13 protein-coding genes and 1 tRNA gene are annotated in these 14,891 nt (G+C 69.3%); 10 read left to right on the top strand and 4 right to left on the bottom strand.

The window, feature by feature from the left end; all coding sequences use genetic code 11:
- Window positions 1–620 precede the first annotated feature (620 nt).
- The 7 genes from ACSMXV_RS20360 (at window position 621) to ACSMXV_RS20330 (ending at window position 8,007) form a co-directional block, all read left to right on the top strand.
- Window positions 621–1,103 carry a CarD family transcriptional regulator gene (locus ACSMXV_RS20360; RefSeq protein WP_003953493.1) on the top strand — a complete coding sequence of 161 codons (483 nt, stop codon included), beginning with the start codon at window positions 621–623 and terminating at the stop codon, window positions 1,101–1,103.
- A 286-nt stretch (window positions 1,104–1,389) separates the two neighbouring features.
- Window positions 1,390–2,151 carry a 2-C-methyl-D-erythritol 4-phosphate cytidylyltransferase gene (gene ispD, locus ACSMXV_RS20355; protein ID WP_473172801.1) on the top strand — a complete coding sequence of 254 codons (762 nt, stop codon included), beginning with the start codon at window positions 1,390–1,392 and terminating at the stop codon, window positions 2,149–2,151.
- A complete protein-coding gene (gene ispF, locus ACSMXV_RS20350; RefSeq protein WP_473172800.1) occupies window positions 2,141–2,656 on the top strand; it encodes a 2-C-methyl-D-erythritol 2,4-cyclodiphosphate synthase in 516 nt (171 codons plus the stop codon). The genes ispD and ispF overlap by 11 nt, the downstream gene beginning before the upstream one ends.
- Before the next feature lie 193 nt (window positions 2,657–2,849).
- Window positions 2,850–3,254, top strand: coding sequence for a PPOX class F420-dependent oxidoreductase (locus ACSMXV_RS20345; RefSeq protein WP_473172799.1), 405 nt, complete (start codon window positions 2,850–2,852; stop codon window positions 3,252–3,254).
- Between the two features lie 331 nt (window positions 3,255–3,585).
- Entirely contained in the window at window positions 3,586–4,986 is a 1,401-nt protein-coding gene (gene cysS, locus ACSMXV_RS20340) for a cysteine--tRNA ligase (protein ID WP_473172798.1), read from the top strand.
- A 122-nt stretch (window positions 4,987–5,108) separates the two neighbouring features.
- Complete coding sequence (gene rlmB / locus ACSMXV_RS20335) at window positions 5,109–6,053, top strand: 23S rRNA (guanosine(2251)-2'-O)-methyltransferase RlmB (RefSeq protein WP_473172797.1); 945 nt, start codon at window positions 5,109–5,111, stop codon at window positions 6,051–6,053.
- 148 nt (window positions 6,054–6,201) lie between these two features.
- Window positions 6,202–8,007 carry a DoxX family protein gene (locus tag ACSMXV_RS20330; RefSeq protein ID WP_473172796.1) on the top strand — a complete coding sequence of 602 codons (1,806 nt, stop codon included), beginning with the start codon at window positions 6,202–6,204 and terminating at the stop codon, window positions 8,005–8,007.
- 166 nt (window positions 8,008–8,173) lie between these two features.
- Here ACSMXV_RS20330 and ACSMXV_RS20325 read toward each other — a convergent pair whose 3' ends face one another.
- The 4 genes from ACSMXV_RS20325 to ACSMXV_RS20310 all read right to left on the bottom strand — a co-directional run bounded on the left by ACSMXV_RS20325 (window position 8,174) and on the right by ACSMXV_RS20310 (window position 12,670).
- Window positions 8,174–8,908 carry a nucleotidyltransferase family protein gene (locus ACSMXV_RS20325; RefSeq protein ID WP_473172795.1) on the bottom strand — a complete coding sequence of 245 codons (735 nt, stop codon included), beginning with the start codon at window positions 8,906–8,908 and terminating at the stop codon, window positions 8,174–8,176.
- A gap of 66 nt (window positions 8,909–8,974) precedes the next feature.
- Window positions 8,975–9,415, bottom strand: coding sequence for a hypothetical protein (locus ACSMXV_RS20320; protein WP_473172794.1), 441 nt, complete (start codon window positions 9,413–9,415; stop codon window positions 8,975–8,977).
- Between the two features lie 323 nt (window positions 9,416–9,738).
- The gene (locus tag ACSMXV_RS20315) at window positions 9,739–10,875 is read right to left on the bottom strand and encodes an ABC transporter ATP-binding protein (RefSeq protein WP_473172793.1); all 1,137 of its coding nucleotides are present in this window, start codon (window positions 10,873–10,875) and stop codon (window positions 9,739–9,741) included.
- A gap of 382 nt (window positions 10,876–11,257) precedes the next feature.
- A complete protein-coding gene (locus ACSMXV_RS20310) occupies window positions 11,258–12,670 on the bottom strand; it encodes an RNA-guided endonuclease InsQ/TnpB family protein (protein ID WP_473172792.1) in 1,413 nt (470 codons plus the stop codon).
- Window positions 12,671–12,848: 178 nt separating this feature from the next.
- Between ACSMXV_RS20310 and ACSMXV_RS20305 the strand changes: the two genes are divergently transcribed.
- The 3 genes from ACSMXV_RS20305 to ACSMXV_RS20295 all read left to right on the top strand — a co-directional run bounded on the left by ACSMXV_RS20305 (window position 12,849) and on the right by ACSMXV_RS20295 (window position 14,872).
- A tRNA-Thr gene (locus tag ACSMXV_RS20305) sits at window positions 12,849–12,921 on the top strand.
- 483 nt (window positions 12,922–13,404) lie between these two features.
- A complete protein-coding gene (locus tag ACSMXV_RS20300) occupies window positions 13,405–13,608 on the top strand; it encodes a hypothetical protein (RefSeq protein ID WP_473172791.1) in 204 nt (67 codons plus the stop codon).
- 52 nt (window positions 13,609–13,660) lie between these two features.
- Window positions 13,661–14,872 carry an IMP dehydrogenase gene (locus tag ACSMXV_RS20295; protein ID WP_473172790.1) on the top strand — a complete coding sequence of 404 codons (1,212 nt, stop codon included), beginning with the start codon at window positions 13,661–13,663 and terminating at the stop codon, window positions 14,870–14,872.
- Window positions 14,873–14,891: the final 19 nt, after the last annotated feature.

The following is a 14,891-nucleotide window of genomic DNA, read 5'->3' as shown; positions in this document are numbered from 1 at the left end:
TGGACGTGGCTGGTACGACGGTGCGGACGGCCGTAAAGCCGCCCTAAGGGTTGGTCAGCCCGCTCAGATTACCGAGCCGCTCCCGCACCGCCGCACCCGACCCGCCCCTACACCCCCGCAGGCTGGCGCACCCACCGCAGGTCACTTCTGTCACCAAGCTCGCCTGAGCCCCGCTGTTGTTCTGACACTCGCCTGCTCTCATAAGGTTCAGCAATCACATAAGCCCGGTCAGCGGCGTCTGCGCGTCAGTACCTCTTGCGGATTTCCCGTAAGGAATGCATGGCGGTCCCGGGAATTGATCACCAACACGTGTGATCAATTCCGGATTCACGTCGCACGTGGCGGCAGTCACCGAACGGAGTAGCGGAAGTCGACTGTCGGGAATCCGGCAAAACGGGACGTTCGGCCACTTGGGGAGAGCTCCGGATGCGTGTAACGTGCGCGTTTCACTTCGGCCGGACAACACCTCCGACCTGCGAATACCCGCTTCCGGTAGGCCTCCGCAGCACGTTCACGTTGTTGTTGTCAAGCCCCGAGATATGCCCTGACCTGCGAAAACGCCATTCAGAACCGGCGGTTCTCGTGTTACTCTGGATAGCCACGGAAGGGGTACCTGTCACATGACGTTCAAGGTTGGCGACACCGTGGTCTATCCCCATCACGGGGCCGCGCTGATCGAGGCCATCGAAACTCGCCAGATCAAAGGCGTGGACAAGACCTACTTGGTGCTGAAGGTCGCCCAGGGCGACCTGACGGTACGTGTGCCAGCGGACAATGCGGAGTTCGTCGGCGTGCGTGATGTGGTCGGTCAGGACGGGCTGGACCGGGTCTTCGAGGTGCTGCGCGCGCCGTATGCCGAGGAGCCCACGAACTGGTCCCGTCGTTACAAGGCAAATCTCGAGAAGCTCGCTTCGGGCGATGTCATCAAGGTCGCCGAAGTGGTGCGTGACCTGTGGCGTCGTGAGCGCGAGCGTGGACTCTCCGCCGGTGAGAAGCGCATGCTCGCCAAGGCCCGGCAGATCCTGGTAAGCGAGCTCGCCCTCGCTGAGAACACGAACGAGGACAAGGCCGAGGCTCTGCTCGACGAGGTTCTCGCGTCCTGAGCGCCCGTCCCAGCGTCCTGGCGCACGTTGCTCCGACGCCCTGTCCGGCGCAGTGAAATGCCGCGGTGCCCGCTGACCCTGATGGTCGCCGGGCGCTGCGGCATGTCCGCTTCGTCTCCCGCGATGTCCGGACGCGAGGCGTGCCGGGCCCGGGCGGCCGACTCGACCAGAAGTCACGGAAGGGTCCGGTCGAGGCCTCGCACCCGGCACTTCCCCAGCCTTCGGCCGGGGCTGTCCCCACTGGCCATACCCAAGTCGGCCGAGCACACAAACCTGAACGGAACCGATGTCTGACGTTTCGCGGCCGCCCACGGGCGGCAAGTCCCGCACCGCCGCCGTGATCCCCGCCGCCGGCCGCGGAGTGCGCCTCGGGCCGGGCGCTCCCAAGGCGCTGCGCGCCCTCAACGGCACGCCGATGCTCATCCACGCCGTCCGCGCCATGGCCGCGTCCCGCGCCGTGTCGCTCGTCGTGGTCGTGGCCCCGCCCGACGGCGCCGCCGAGGTCAAGAGCCTGCTCGCCTCGCACGCGCTGCCGGAGAGGACGGACTTCCTGGTCGTCACCGGCGGCGACACCCGCCAGGAGTCCGTGAAACTCGGTCTCGACGCGCTGCCGCCCGGCATCGACATCGTGCTCGTGCACGACGCGGCGCGCCCGCTCGTGCCCGTCGACACGGTCGACGGCGTCATCGAGGCCGTACGCGCCGGCGCCCCCGCCGTCGTGCCCGCGCTGCCCCTCGCCGACACCGTCAAGCAGGTCGAGCCGCGCGCGAAGGGCGAGCCTGAACCCGTCGTCGCCACGCCCGAGCGGGCCCGGCTGCGCGCCGTGCAGACCCCGCAGGGCTTCGACCGCGACACTCTCGTTCGCGCCCACGAGACCGTCGCGCTCAGCGGCGAGGGCGCGACCGACGACGCCGGCATGGTGGAACAGCTCGGTGAGCCCGTGGTGGTCGTGCCCGGACATGAGGAGGCCTTCAAGGTCACGCGTCCGCTGGACCTCGTCCTCGCCGAGGCGGTCTTGGCGCGCAGGAGGGCCAACGATGGCTTCTGAGACGTCGATGTCCGGGGTCCCGCTCCCGCAGATCGGCATCGGCACCGATGTGCACGCCTTCGAGAAGGGGCGTGAGCTGTGGTGCGCGGGCCTCCTCTGGGAGGACCGGGACAGCGACGGCTACGGGCTCGCCGGGCACTCCGACGGCGACGTGGCCGCGCACGCCGCCTGCGACGCCCTCTTCTCCGCGGCGGGAATCGGCGACCTCGGCGCGCACTTCGGCACCTCGCGTCCGGAGTGGGCCGGCGCCTCCGGTGCCGCGCTGCTCGCCGAGGCCGCGCGGATCGTACGGGCCGAGGGATTCGAGATCGGCAACATCGCCGTCCAGGTCATCGGCGTACGACCGAAGATCGGCAAGCGGCGGGACGAGGCGCAGAAGGCACTCGGCCAGGCGGCCGGGGCGCCCGTCGCCGTATCGGGCACGACGACGGACGGGCTCGGCCTGACGGGGCGCGGGGAGGGGCTCGCGGCGATCGCCACGGCGCTGGTGGTGCGGCGGGCGTAAGCGCCGGACGGCGACGGCGAGTCGGTGAGGCGTCGAGCAGTCGCCGGCTGCAGCGGTGACCACGCCAACGGCCGTCGCGGACGCGCCCGGCGGAGGGAGCAATGCCGGTTCAGGCCGGTGCGGTGGCGGAGTATCGGGTACCCGTACGAACCCGTGCAACCGTCAACAAGAACCGCACAGGAGAGAGGCCATCATGTCCGCCCAACTGTCCGACAAGCTCAAGGCGCTTCTCGACAGCCCGATCTTCGTCGTCGTAGCCACCGTCCAGCCCGACGGCAGTCCGCACGCGTCGCCGGTCTGGGTCAAGCGGGACGGCGACGACGTGCTGTTCTCCACCACCGTCGACCGCCGCAAGCCGAAGAACCTCCGGCACGACCCCCGCGTCAGCGTCGTCGTGGTGCCCCCGGACTCCCCGTACACCTACGCGGAGATCCGCGGCACCGCCGAGATGACCACCGAGGGCGGACAGGAACTCATCGACGAGCTGTCGATCAAGTACGCGGGCAAGAAATACGCCGAATTCAATCCGGCCTCGGCGCAGGACGCCGAGCGTCTCGTCGTGCGGATCACCGCGCTCAAGGTCGTCGGAAGTCTGTGAAGTACGCCGCCCGCGGGCGGAGCCCGCTGTGAGGAACAGTGATCCGGCCGCGGCGCAGGACGCCGAGCGTCTCGTCGTGCGGATCACCGCGCTCAAGGTCGTCGGAAGTCTGTGAAGTACGCCGCCCGCGGGCGGAGCCCGCTGTGAGGAACAGTAATCCGGCCTCGGCGCAGGACGCCGAGCGTCTCGTCGTGCGGATCACGCCGCGCAAGATCGTCGGGAGCCTCTGACACCACCTGTGAGAGCCCGGGTCGTCACGGATGCCAAGAATCAGTGCCCTGTGGGCCCGATAAGTCACAGGGCACTGCTTCGGGCCCACTACCCTGGAGCGGTGACTATTCGCCTGTACGACACCAGCGCTCGGCAGATTCGTGACTTCACCCCGCTCGTGCCGGGTTGTGTCTCGATCTACCTGTGTGGCGCGACCGTGCAGGCCGCCCCGCACATCGGGCACATCCGGTCCGGCCTCAACTTCGACATCCTGCGCCGCTGGTTCGAGTACCGCGGCTACGAAGTGACGTTCGTGCGGAACGTCACCGACATCGACGACAAGATCATTCAGAAGGCGGCCGAACAGAACCGCCCCTGGTGGTCCATCGGCTACGAGAACGAGCGCGCGTTCAACGACGGCTACACCGCGCTCGGCTGCCAGCCGCCCACGTACGAGCCCCGCGCCACCGGCCATGTCACGGAGATGGTCGAGATGATGCGCGGCCTCATCGAGCGCGGCCACGCCTACGAGTCCGAGGGCAACGTCTACTTCGACGTGAAGTCCTTCCCGGACTACCTGGAGCTGTCCAACCAGGAGCTCGAGAACCTCCAGCAGCCGGAGAGCGCCGGCGAGACCGGCAAGCGGGACGCCCGCGACTTCGCCCTGTGGAAGGCCGCCAAACCCGGCGAGCCGAGCTGGGAGACCCCGTGGGGCCGCGGCCGCCCCGGCTGGCACCTGGAGTGCTCCGCCATGGCCCACAAGTACCTGGGCACCGCCTTCGACATCCACGGCGGCGGCATCGACCTGATCTTCCCGCACCACGAGAACGAGATCGCGCAGGCCAAGGCGTACGGCGACGAGTTCGCCATGTACTGGGTGCACAACGCCTGGGTGACGATGAGCGGCGAGAAGATGTCGAAGTCGCTCGGGAACTCGGTGCTCGTCAGCGAGATGGTCAAGCGCTGGCGTCCCATCGTCCTCCGCTACTACCTGGGCACCCCGCACTACCGCTCGATGATCGAGTACAGCGAGGAGTCCCTGCGCGAGGCCGAGTCCGCGTTCGCGCGGATCGAGGGCTTCATGCAGCGGGTGGTGGAGAAGGCCGGAGGCCCGGTCGAGCCCGCCCCCGAGGTGCCGCCCGCCTTCGCCCAGGCCATGGACGACGACCTCGGCGTGCCGCAGGCGCTCGCCGTCGTCCACACCACCGTCCGGCAGGGCAACAGCGCGCTGGCCGCCGACGACAAGGAAGGCGCCGTGGCCCGCCTCGCCGAGGTCCGCGCCATGCTCGGCGTCCTCGGCCTGGACCCGCTCGACCCCCACTGGGCCGGCGAGAGCGACCGCAGCGAGGATCTGCACGGCGTCGTCGACACCCTCGTCAGCCTCGTGCTCCAGCAGCGCGAGGCCGCACGGGCCCGCAAGGACTGGGCCACCGCGGACGCCATCCGCGACCAGCTCAACCAGTCGGGCCTGGCCATCGAGGACAGCCCGCAGGGCCCGCGCTGGTCGCTCGGTCCGCGCTGACCACCAGGGCGAATGTGCTGTCCGGCCGAACGGGCGGCACACTTCGTAGACGTACACGCTGCGGACGCTCAAGGGCGTACGCACCCACGAGATTCACCCGACAAGAGGCAGACAGGTAGATCATGGCCGCTCACAACCGTCGCATGTCCGGCAAGAAGGGCGCGCAGGTCGGCAGCGGTGGCCAGCGACGCCGCGGGCTGGAAGGTAAGGGCCCCACGCCGCCCGCCGAGATGCGCAAGGGGCACGCCAAGCAGCGCGCCGCACAGGCGAAGTCCCGGCGCGCGACCGGGCGCCAGGCGGCGCCGCGCGGCCGGGGCGGCAAGTCCTCGTCCGAGCTCGTCGTCGGCCGCAACCCCGTCGTCGAGGCACTGCGCGAGGGCGTGCCCGCCTCCACGCTGTACGTCCAGCAGTTCATCGACAACGACGAGCGGGTGCGCGAGGCGCTCCAGCTCGCGGCCGAGCGCGGCGGGATCAACCTCATGGAGGCCCCCCGCCCCGAGCTCGACCGCATGACGAACGGGCTCAACCACCAGGGCCTCGTCCTCCAGGTCCCGCCGTACGAGTACGCGCATCCCGAGGACCTCGCGAACGCCGCGTACGACGAGGGCGAGGACCCGCTGATCGTCGCCCTCGACGGCGTGACCGACCCGCGCAATCTCGGTGCCGTCGTGCGGTCCGTCTCCGCGTTCGGGGGCCACGGCGTCGTCGTACCCGAGCGGCGGGCCGCCGGAATGACCGCCGGCGCCTGGAAGACGTCCGCCGGCACCGCCGCCCGTACGCCGGTCGCACGCGCCACGAATCTGACGCGGGCCCTGGAGGCGTACAAGAAGGCGGGCATCGTCGTCGTCGGACTCGCCGCGGACGGCGAGGTCGAGGTCGGTGAGCTCGAGGCCCTCGAGGGTCCGGTGGTCATCGTCGTGGGCAGCGAGGGCAAGGGCCTGTCCCGGCTCGTCGGGGAGACCTGCGACTTCCGGGTGCGGATCCCCATGCCGGGTGGAGCCGAGTCGCTCAACGCCGGTGTGGCGGCGGGCGTGGTGCTGTACGAGGCGGCGCGGCGACGCGGCTGAGAAACGGCCCCGGGCGGCGGAGGGCGTGACGCGTTCCGTCGCCGGGACACCGAGTGCGGTTCACTGCCGGCACGCCTGGCGATCTTGACGCGGTCCGGACAGATCGGGGCAGTCAAGGCAGTGTCCTAAGGACACGTCACTCGGTTAGATGAGTGTGGACACCAGAACACCCCGCACTCCCACGGGGGGCCGCTCGTCAGGGTTCGACGACGCTCCCGCGCTGGCCATGGTGAAAGTGCCGTGTGATCCTGCGCAGGTCATCGTCAACCACGCGAGCTTCCGTGTGCAGTTCCCCACCACGCGGCCAACCCAGTCCCCACGCATCGGACTCCACCTGAGCGCCGCAGCCGACACCGGCCGCGTCCCCGGCGCACGCCGTGCCCCGATCGTCTGGAGCGGGAAGTCCGAGCCCGGCGACGCCGCCGCCAGCGGCCTCCTGCAGACCGTACGCAACACCGGCGCGGTCACCCTGCCCGACAACGGCTACACCACGGACGACGCCGGCGCCACGCAGGTCATCCCGCGCGTCAACCTCGGTGAAGGCAGCGGCCGTTACGGTCGCAGCGACTTCAACAACCAGGAGTCCTACAGCGGTTACGCCGGATACGGCGGCGCCACGGCCTTCAGCGACGACACGCGCTACGACGACACCATCGAGACCCCCGTCGTCACCGGGACCTCCCACCCCGGAACCGACGCCGACGAGATCCGGCTGCTCGCGCACCTGCGCTCCGCGGGCAGCGCCTACGAAGAACCCCTCCAAGCCGGCGGCGAGTTCACCGAGGGCGCTTACGGCACCGGCCCCTACGGCACGTACGACTCCGATGGATACGGCCCGTACCGCCCCGGTGTCTACGGCGACGGATACGACGAGGAGAGCGCAGGCGAGGGCGAGGGCCGCGCCGCCCGGCGGCACGGCTCGGAACCGGTGCGGCACGCGTACTATCCCGGCCGCCGTATGAACCTCGGCGTCGTCCTGCTGCCTCTGCGGATCCTCCTCGGATTCGTGTCCATCTACGCGGGCATGGGCAAGCTCTGCGACCCCGTCTACTTCGACCGGGCCGGGCACGGCTCGATGGCCGGGTGGCTCCACTCGCTGCAGCCCTGGGCGGCCGCCGGGCCACTGCACGACTTCGCGCTCCGGCACCCGGTGGGCGTCGGCCTGTGCGTGGCTTTCCTGCAGGTGATCGTGGGCGCGCTCACCGTCCTCGGCCTCTGGCAGCGGCTCGCCGCCGCAACCGGAGCGCTGCTGGCCGCCGGGCTCCTCCTCGCCGTCAGCTGGAAGACCGCGCCCGTCTACGAGGCGGCCGACATCATCTACCTCGCCGCCTGGTCCCCGCTGGTCATCGCGGGCGCCCCCGTCTACTCGGTCGACGGACGCCTCGCCTCGGAGGCGTGGCGCACGCTCGGACCGCGCGCCGGGCTCTGGGAGCTGCGACGGCGCGTACTGCGGCGCGGCGCTCTTGTCACGACCGTCGCTGCCGGACTCACACTCCTTGTCGGCGCGCTGCTCGGCAGCGCCGTCCGGGACGCGGGGCGTGTCACCGTGCCCGGCCCCGGCGAACCCCCGCGCAACGAACTGCCCGGTTCACCGCTCCCCCAGAAGCCGGACCAGAAGCGCGGCGCCGGCAGCAAGAGCCCGTCCGTATCGGGCTCGCCGACACAGGGCCAGGGGGCCGCGGCCGGCCCGTCGCAGTCCGCCAGCAGCTCCGGCGCGGCCCGCGAGACGGCGGGCAGCGGCGCCGGACAGCCCAGCCAGACCCAGGGCACCGGCCAGGCCCCGTCCCAGGGCTCGACGTCACCCCAGGCGCCCCCCGCCTCCAGCGCCGGACCCTCCTCGGGCGGCGGCACGGGCGGCGGCTCCGGCGGCACCAGCTCGGGTGGCACCGGCAGCGACGGCAGTGGAGGCGGCGACGGCGGGTCGGACGAGTTCGTGGGCGGGATCCTCGGCTGAGGCGGAGAAGGGCGCCGGTGAGCCGGCGCGTGTGAATCCGTGTGCAGCACATGCGCAGACGCGGGGCTCGGCACTGATGTGCCGAGCCCTATGTGCGTGTACAAGAGTTCCCGCTGCGTCTGTCTCGCGACCAGATGCGTGGCTGCGCCCGGCGGGTGTCGTCGGCTCAACGGCCCAGTGCCGCGAGCTCCTTCGCCGCCTCGGTCAGGTCCTTCGCCGTGTCGATGGCCCGCCAGTACGCGCCCTGCGGGATCGGAAAACCCGCCAGGCGCCTCTCGCGCGCCAGCCTGGGGAACGTGGTGCGCTCGTGGTCGCCTCGGGCCGGCAGCAGCGCGGTGAACTCCGCCGAGAACACGTACACACCCGCGTTGATGAGATACGGCGACGGCGGGGCCTCGACGAAGTCCGTGATGTGCCCGAAGGTGTCCGTCTCGACGGCACCCCAGGGGATGCGCGGGCGAGCCAGCGCAAGGGTCGCCGCGGCGTCGCGCTCCGCGTGGAACGCCGCCATGTCGCGCAGTGAGAAACGGGTCCAGATGTCCCCGTTCGTCGCGTACCACGGCTGGTCGGGGTGGGGGAGGTGGGCGGCGGCGTACTTGAGGCCGCCGCCTCGGCCCAGCGGTTCCGTCTCCACCACCGTGGTGACGCGGAGCGGAAGATCCGCGGACTCCAGCCATTTCTGGAGCACTTCCGCCAGATGGCCACAGGAGACGACGGCGTCCGTGACGCCCTCGGCTGCGAGCCAGGCCAGTTGGTGGCCGATGATCGGTGTTCCCGTACCGGGGATCTCGATCATGGGCTTGGGCCGGTCGTCGGTGTAGGGACGGAGCCGAGAACCCTGGCCACCGGCCAGCACGACGGCTTGAGTGGGGCGGATCAGCCCGTTCGCATCAGCTGTCATGTCCGAACTGTACGTGCCGTCCGCCCGCCCGGCCCGGGGCGCCGCGATCGCTCCGTGCCATGCCGCTCAGCCCTGCTGAGCGGCGACACCCGATGCGAAGGACGTGTCGCAGACCGGACGTGCGAACGACTGGGCGCGGGACGCTCCGTAGTACTGCACGGCGGCGCGGCCGAGAGCGCGGGCGATCGAAACACAGTGCCGGGCCAGGGACGGCCGGTCGTTGACCTCCTGCTGGAGGTGCGTGAGGGCGATGCCCGGGTCCTTCTCCTGGAGCTCGAGGAGGAGCCGGTCGCGCAGCACGTCCTGCGGGGCGCGGGACCTGGCCGGCGTGGAGACGTCCGCGGCGGAGGCCGTGAGCACGGAGTCCGAGGAACCGCCCGACCAGTTGACGTGGGTGACCGCGAGGGTCCCGGAGAGCACCAGGACAACGGGCAGAACGAGAGCGAGAGTACGGCCGATGCGGAGGGCAGCGCCGCGCCGCGCCGGCGGCCTTGAGGAGTGCGTCACGCGAGTGAGAGTAGCGGCCGGTAGTGATTTGGCGACATTTGGTCACTCTGTCGAGCGATGAGGTGGTGAGAATTGCTCGACGGGTGTTGACGTACAGGATCGAAATGCCCGTTGTGTCCCCGACTTGTGTGACCGGGGCGATGACGGACGCGACGGTGGATGCGAGGACGGATACAACCAGGGCGCGGCGACGGATGTAACCCCGGCTGCAACGAGGGATGTAACAGCGGGTGCAACGAGGGATGTAACCGCGGGGTGCAACGACGGGAGTCCCGCACCTTCCGGTGCGGGACTCCCGTACGCAGTGATGGCGCGGACGCGCGTCAGTCGGTGAGGCGCTCGCCCGTCGAGGTCGAGAACACGTGGATCTCGCCCGGACGCGGCACGACGTGCAGCTCGGCGCCCTTCTCCGGCACCTGGCGGCTGTTGACGCGGATCACCAGGTCCTTCGACTCGCCGCCGACCTCGGCGGTGCCGTAGACGTAGCCGTCAGCGCCCGTCTCCTCGACGACGTTGACGGACACGGCCAGACCGGCCGGGGCGTCCTCGGAGTCCTTCGACAGCGTCTTGGCGGCGGAGCCGTTCAGCTCGACCACGTCGAAGTGCTCGGGGCGGACGCCGACCGTGACGGTGCGGTCGCCCTTGTCGGACGCGGCGGAGAGCGCCTCACGGCTGACCGGCACGACCGAGTTGCCGAACTTCACACCGCCGTCGGTGATCGGCACCTCGACGAGGTTCATGGCGGGGGAGCCGATGAAGCCCGCGACGAAGAGGTTCGCCGGCTTGTCGTACATCTCGCGCGGTGAGGCGACCTGCTGGAGCAGCCCGTCCTTCAGTACGCACACACGGTCGCCCATCGTCATGGCCTCGACCTGGTCGTGGGTGACGTAGACGGTGGTGATGCCGAGGCGGCGCTGCAGCGACGCGATCTGCGTACGGGTCGAGACGCGGAGCTTGGCGTCGAGGTTCGACAGCGGCTCGTCCATAAGGAAGACCTGCGGCTCACGCACGATCGCGCGGCCCATCGCGACACGCTGCCGCTGACCACCGGAGAGGGCCTTCGGCTTGCGGCCCAGGTACTCGGTGAGGTCGAGGATCTTCGCGGCCTCCTCGACCTTCTGGCGGATCTCCGCCTTCGGCACACCGGCGATCTTGAGCGCGAAGCCCATGTTGTCGGCGACCGTCATGTGCGGGTAGAGCGCGTAGTTCTGGAACACCATGGCGATGTCCCGGTCCTTCGGCGGCAGGTGCGTGACGTCGCGGTCACCGATGCGGATGGCGCCGGCGTTGACGTCCTCGAGACCCGCGAGCATGCGCAGGGAGGTGGACTTGCCGCAACCGGACGGGCCGACGAGGACGAGGAACTCGCCGTCCTCGATCTCGATGTCGAGTGCATCGACGGCGGGCTTGTCGGAACCCGGGTAGATCCGGGTCGCCTTGTCGAACGAAACAGTGGCCATGGTGAGGGGCCCCCTTCACCGGCAGGAACGTGCCGGACGATCCGTTGTAAAGGTGGTGTGCCACTACGGATGATCCCGTTGTGGTGTAGTCCACGCGGGTGAACTGGATCGAGACGGTACCTGGGGTTCACCTGGTCTGTCAGTAGTCCGACGCATGTGAACTTCGACGAAATTTTCGAGCTCTGAGCCACAGCAACGCACTTTTGGCCTGAAGCGTCGACGAACGCACCGCTGTCCTCGCGGACAGCGCTTCCTGCTTCACCGCCCACCGCCGCCCGCACGCAGCCCTGGCGAGCTGCGCCCGAACGGTCCTATGCGGGCTCCACAGGCATTCCGGCCGACGGCCCGTCGGTCCGTACCACCTGGCCGCGCCCAGCCACGCCTACGCGGCCAGCAGACACTCCTGTAGTTCCGACGCCCGGATCACCGTTGGCGCTGTCGTCCCCGGCGGCAGCCCGGCCGCCACCAGCCAGTACAACCGCATCCCCTCTCCCCGAAGGTTGATCGCAGCGTTCACATCCCGATCATGGGCCACACCACACTCGCTGCACGTCCATGCGCGGACCGAGACATCGAGCTTCGGTCCCTTCGCGTGACATGCCGAGCACCGCCGTGTGGAGGGGAAGAAGCGGTCGACGACTACCAGTGTCCTGCCGTACCACGCGCACTTGTACTGCAACTGCCGCAGCAGCTCGCCCCATCCTGCATCGATGATCGACTGATTCAGCCTCGCCTTGCACCGCCTGCCCTTGCCGCGCGCCGGACGCAGCAGGGTCACGATGGACAGGTCCTCCACCACGAGCACTTGGTTCTCGCGCACCAGGCGGGTTGTGAACTGGTCCAGCATGTCCCTGCGCACGTCATTCATGAGCGCGTACAGACGGGCGATCTGCCGCCTGATCCTCTCCCGGTTCTTCGAACCCTTCTCCTTCCGGTGCAGCTCGCGCTGCAACCGCGCCAGCTTCTCCGCGTACCGCCTCAGCAGCCGTGGATGATCCAGCCGCGTCCCGTCGTCCAGCGTGACGAGCGACGCCAGACCGAGATCCAGCCCCACGGCCTTCGGCTCCCGTGAGCCGGGGAGGAAGGCGGGCGGAAGACATGCGATCCGCTCCTCCACGAGTATTGAGACGAAGTGCCGCCCGGCCTTGTCGCGGGTAACCGACAGCCGGACCGGCACCATCCCGCCCGGGAGCGGCCGCGACCAGCGCACATCCAACGGCTCGGACTGCTTGGCCAGCGTGATCAGACCCGTACCGGGCCGCTCGGGATCCTCCACCCATTTGAAGCCCGTCCGCACATACGTCGCCGAGTCCCGGGACCGCCGCTTCTTCTTCCGCTTCGGGTACTTCGCCGAACCCTTGAAGAAGCGTGCGTACGCCTGGTCCAGGTGACGCAGCGACTGTTGAAGCACCGTTGACGACACTTCCCGCAGCCAGGATGTCGCGTCGGACTGCCGCCACCCCGTGAGCGCCCGACACGTCTCCGCGAAACCGACGTTCACTTGGTGCTCTTTCCAGGCCCCGGACCGCAGTGCGAGCCCTTCGTTGTAGACCCATCGACAGGCTCCGAACGTCTTCTCCAGTTGCTCGGCCTGCACTTCGGTCGGATAGAACCGGAACCGGTAGGCGCGCTGCTGTGTGCCGGGCTCCTTGGCGCGGCTCTTCATCGGCGTTGCCGGGCGGGCGTGGTGCCTGCGGCGATCGGCGATGCCGAGAGTCTCGCGCTTGATGCGCTTCGCGTCCTCGCCGGTCACCGCTTCCGGCTTCGGCTTCTTCGCCGACTCCGCCGCCTCCAAATGAGCCCCTCCCCGCAGTCCGATCTTCGGAACAGCACATCAGTCCGTTCAACGAACGGGTGCGCGGTCGGTTACGCAGGGTTCTCGGCGCCGCGTGGTGTGGGGAACTCCGTGGATCGGGGAAACGTGCTCTGTGTACAGTGGACCAGCCCTCGCGTACGGCGTTGTTGTGCGTGGTGCCGCCTTAGCTCAGTTGGCAGAGCGAGTGCCTTGTAAGCTCTAGGTCGTCGGTTCGATTCCGACAGGCGGCTCGGTTCGGACCCCTCGTTGACGCTGGTCAGCGGGGGTTCCGTCGTTTCTGGGGCTTTGGAGGCCGAGGGGCTGGTGACCATGGCCCCCGGCCACGGCGCTGTCGTGCGCAGCGGGTTCCCCTGCGGCTGAGGTCCGCGGTTTGCCACGGGGCGGAGGTGTACCGCCACACCGCGCTCCGCTGGGTCGCCTACGCCAGACGCGACTGGGCCGACTAGCTCGCGGACCGGGCCGAGGACCTGAAACCGCCACCCGGGGGTGGCGGCGGCCGGTGAGGTTCACGATTCGTGCAGCGGCTGAGTTGATCGATAAGGTGCCGGGTCACGACCGCACCCCGTTCGATCCACGGGCCGGTCAGGGCTCTGCCGCAGTTGGTGGCACTTCCACGGCTGCCGTGCTGATCTCTGCCTGCCCAGGCCCTGGTATACGGGGGCGATCCTCACGGCGGGGCAGTCACGCCCCGGCCGCCGGGTCAGGAGGAACAAGTGGCACAGATCATCGCCGAGGTCTCACGGACGTTCAACGAGTTTCTGCTCTTGCCGAACCGGACTCGGACCGACTGCTCGGCTGCGACGGTTGACCTGCGCACGCCCCTGGTGCGGCACATCGCGGGCGAGGCTTCGGCGATCGACCTGCAGTCCCCGTTCACGTCCGCGATCATGCAGGCCGTCAGCACACCCGCTTCTTAGCTTCCTGCACCACAACCAGCCGATCCAGGACCAGGCTGCAGCGGTCCGCCAGGTGAAGAACTTCAAGGCCGGATTCGTCACCAGCGACACGAACGTCCGCCCCGACGACACCCTGAGCCTCCTGGTCGATGTCATGCGCCGCACCGGTCACAGCACCGCCGCGGTCACCCACGACGGGACCGCCACCGGTCGCCTGCTCGGCCTGGTGACCTCCCGCGACTTCCACCCCCAGCGCCACGACCTGGACGGACCGGTCAGTGGGCGGATGACCGCTATCGCCGACCTGGCCCATGCCGGGCCTGACGCCACGCTTTCCGAGGCCAACGCGCGGCTGTGGGACGAACGGCTGGACTGCCTCCCGGTGCTGGATACCGAGGGTCACCTGCAGCATCTGGTGTTCCGTTCCGACTACACGGACAACAAGCGCTACCCGAACCAGCTTGTGGACGCTGCCAAGCGCCTGCGCGTGGGCGCGGGTATCAACACCCACGACTATCAGGAGCGCGTCCCGGCACTGCTGGAAGCGGGGGTGGACGCGTTGTGCTTCGATTCGTCCGACGGTTACAGCGACTGGCAGGCACAGGCCCTGACCTGGGTGAAGAAGCACTATCCGGAGATCCCGGTCGGGGGTGGCAACGTGGTCGACGGCGAGGCGTTCACTTTTCTCGCCGAGGCGGGGGCGGACTTCGTCAAGGTCGGGGTGGGCGGCGGCTCCATCTGCATCACTCGGGACCAGAAAGGCATCGGCCGCGGCCAGGCCAGCGCCGTGCTGGACGTCGCGGCGGCCCGGGATGCCTTCCGCGAACGCACCGGCGAGTACGTGCCGATCTGCTCCGATGGCGGGCTGGTACACGACTACCACGTGTCCCTGGCGCTGGCGATGGGAGCCGACTTCGTCATGATGGGGCGTTACTTCGCACGCTTCGACCAAGCGGCCGGCGCGAAGCTGCCCACCCGTGACGGATTCGTGAAGGAGTACTGGGGTGAGGGCTCGAACCGTGCCCGCAACTGGCAGCGCTATGGGCAGGGCGGCCAGGGGCTGGTCTTCGAAGAAGGCGTGGACGGTTACGTCCCCTACGCCGGCGACCTCAACGAAGGGCTCGCTCTGACCATGGCCAAGCTCAAGACCACGATGGTCTCCTGCGGCTCCACTACCCTGCCGGAGTTCCAGGCCACGGCCCGGCTGACCCTCGTTTCAGACCAGAGCTTCCAGGAGAGCCACGCCAACGTCACCCTGCGGGAGACCCCGGCGACGGTTGCGTAAGTCGTCGGTTCGAATCCGA

This window comes from Streptomyces sp. DSM 42067 (genome assembly GCF_055792885.1).
Note: the sequence above shows the minus strand (reverse complement) of the source record. Positions and strands in the feature narration are given on the sequence as shown.

What these genes read in the sequence shown, in the direction of transcription:
- ACSMXV_RS20360 (WP_003953493.1), top strand. Translation starts at nt 621, where the DNA reads ATGACGTTCAAGGTTGGCGACACCGTGGTCTATCCCCATCACGGGGCC.
- ispD (WP_473172801.1), top strand. Translation starts at nt 1,390, where the DNA reads ATGTCTGACGTTTCGCGGCCGCCCACGGGCGGCAAGTCCCGCACCGCC.
- ispF (WP_473172800.1), top strand. Translation starts at nt 2,141, where the DNA reads ATGGCTTCTGAGACGTCGATGTCCGGGGTCCCGCTCCCGCAGATCGGC.
- ACSMXV_RS20345 (WP_473172799.1), top strand. Translation starts at nt 2,850, where the DNA reads ATGTCCGCCCAACTGTCCGACAAGCTCAAGGCGCTTCTCGACAGCCCG.
- rlmB (WP_473172797.1), top strand. Translation starts at nt 5,109, where the DNA reads ATGGCCGCTCACAACCGTCGCATGTCCGGCAAGAAGGGCGCGCAGGTC.
- ACSMXV_RS20330 (WP_473172796.1), top strand. Translation starts at nt 6,202, where the DNA reads ATGAGTGTGGACACCAGAACACCCCGCACTCCCACGGGGGGCCGCTCG.
- ACSMXV_RS20325 (WP_473172795.1), bottom strand. Translation starts at nt 8,908, where the DNA reads ATGACAGCTGATGCGAACGGGCTGATCCGCCCCACTCAAGCCGTCGTG.
- ACSMXV_RS20315 (WP_473172793.1), bottom strand. Translation starts at nt 10,875, where the DNA reads ATGGCCACTGTTTCGTTCGACAAGGCGACCCGGATCTACCCGGGTTCC.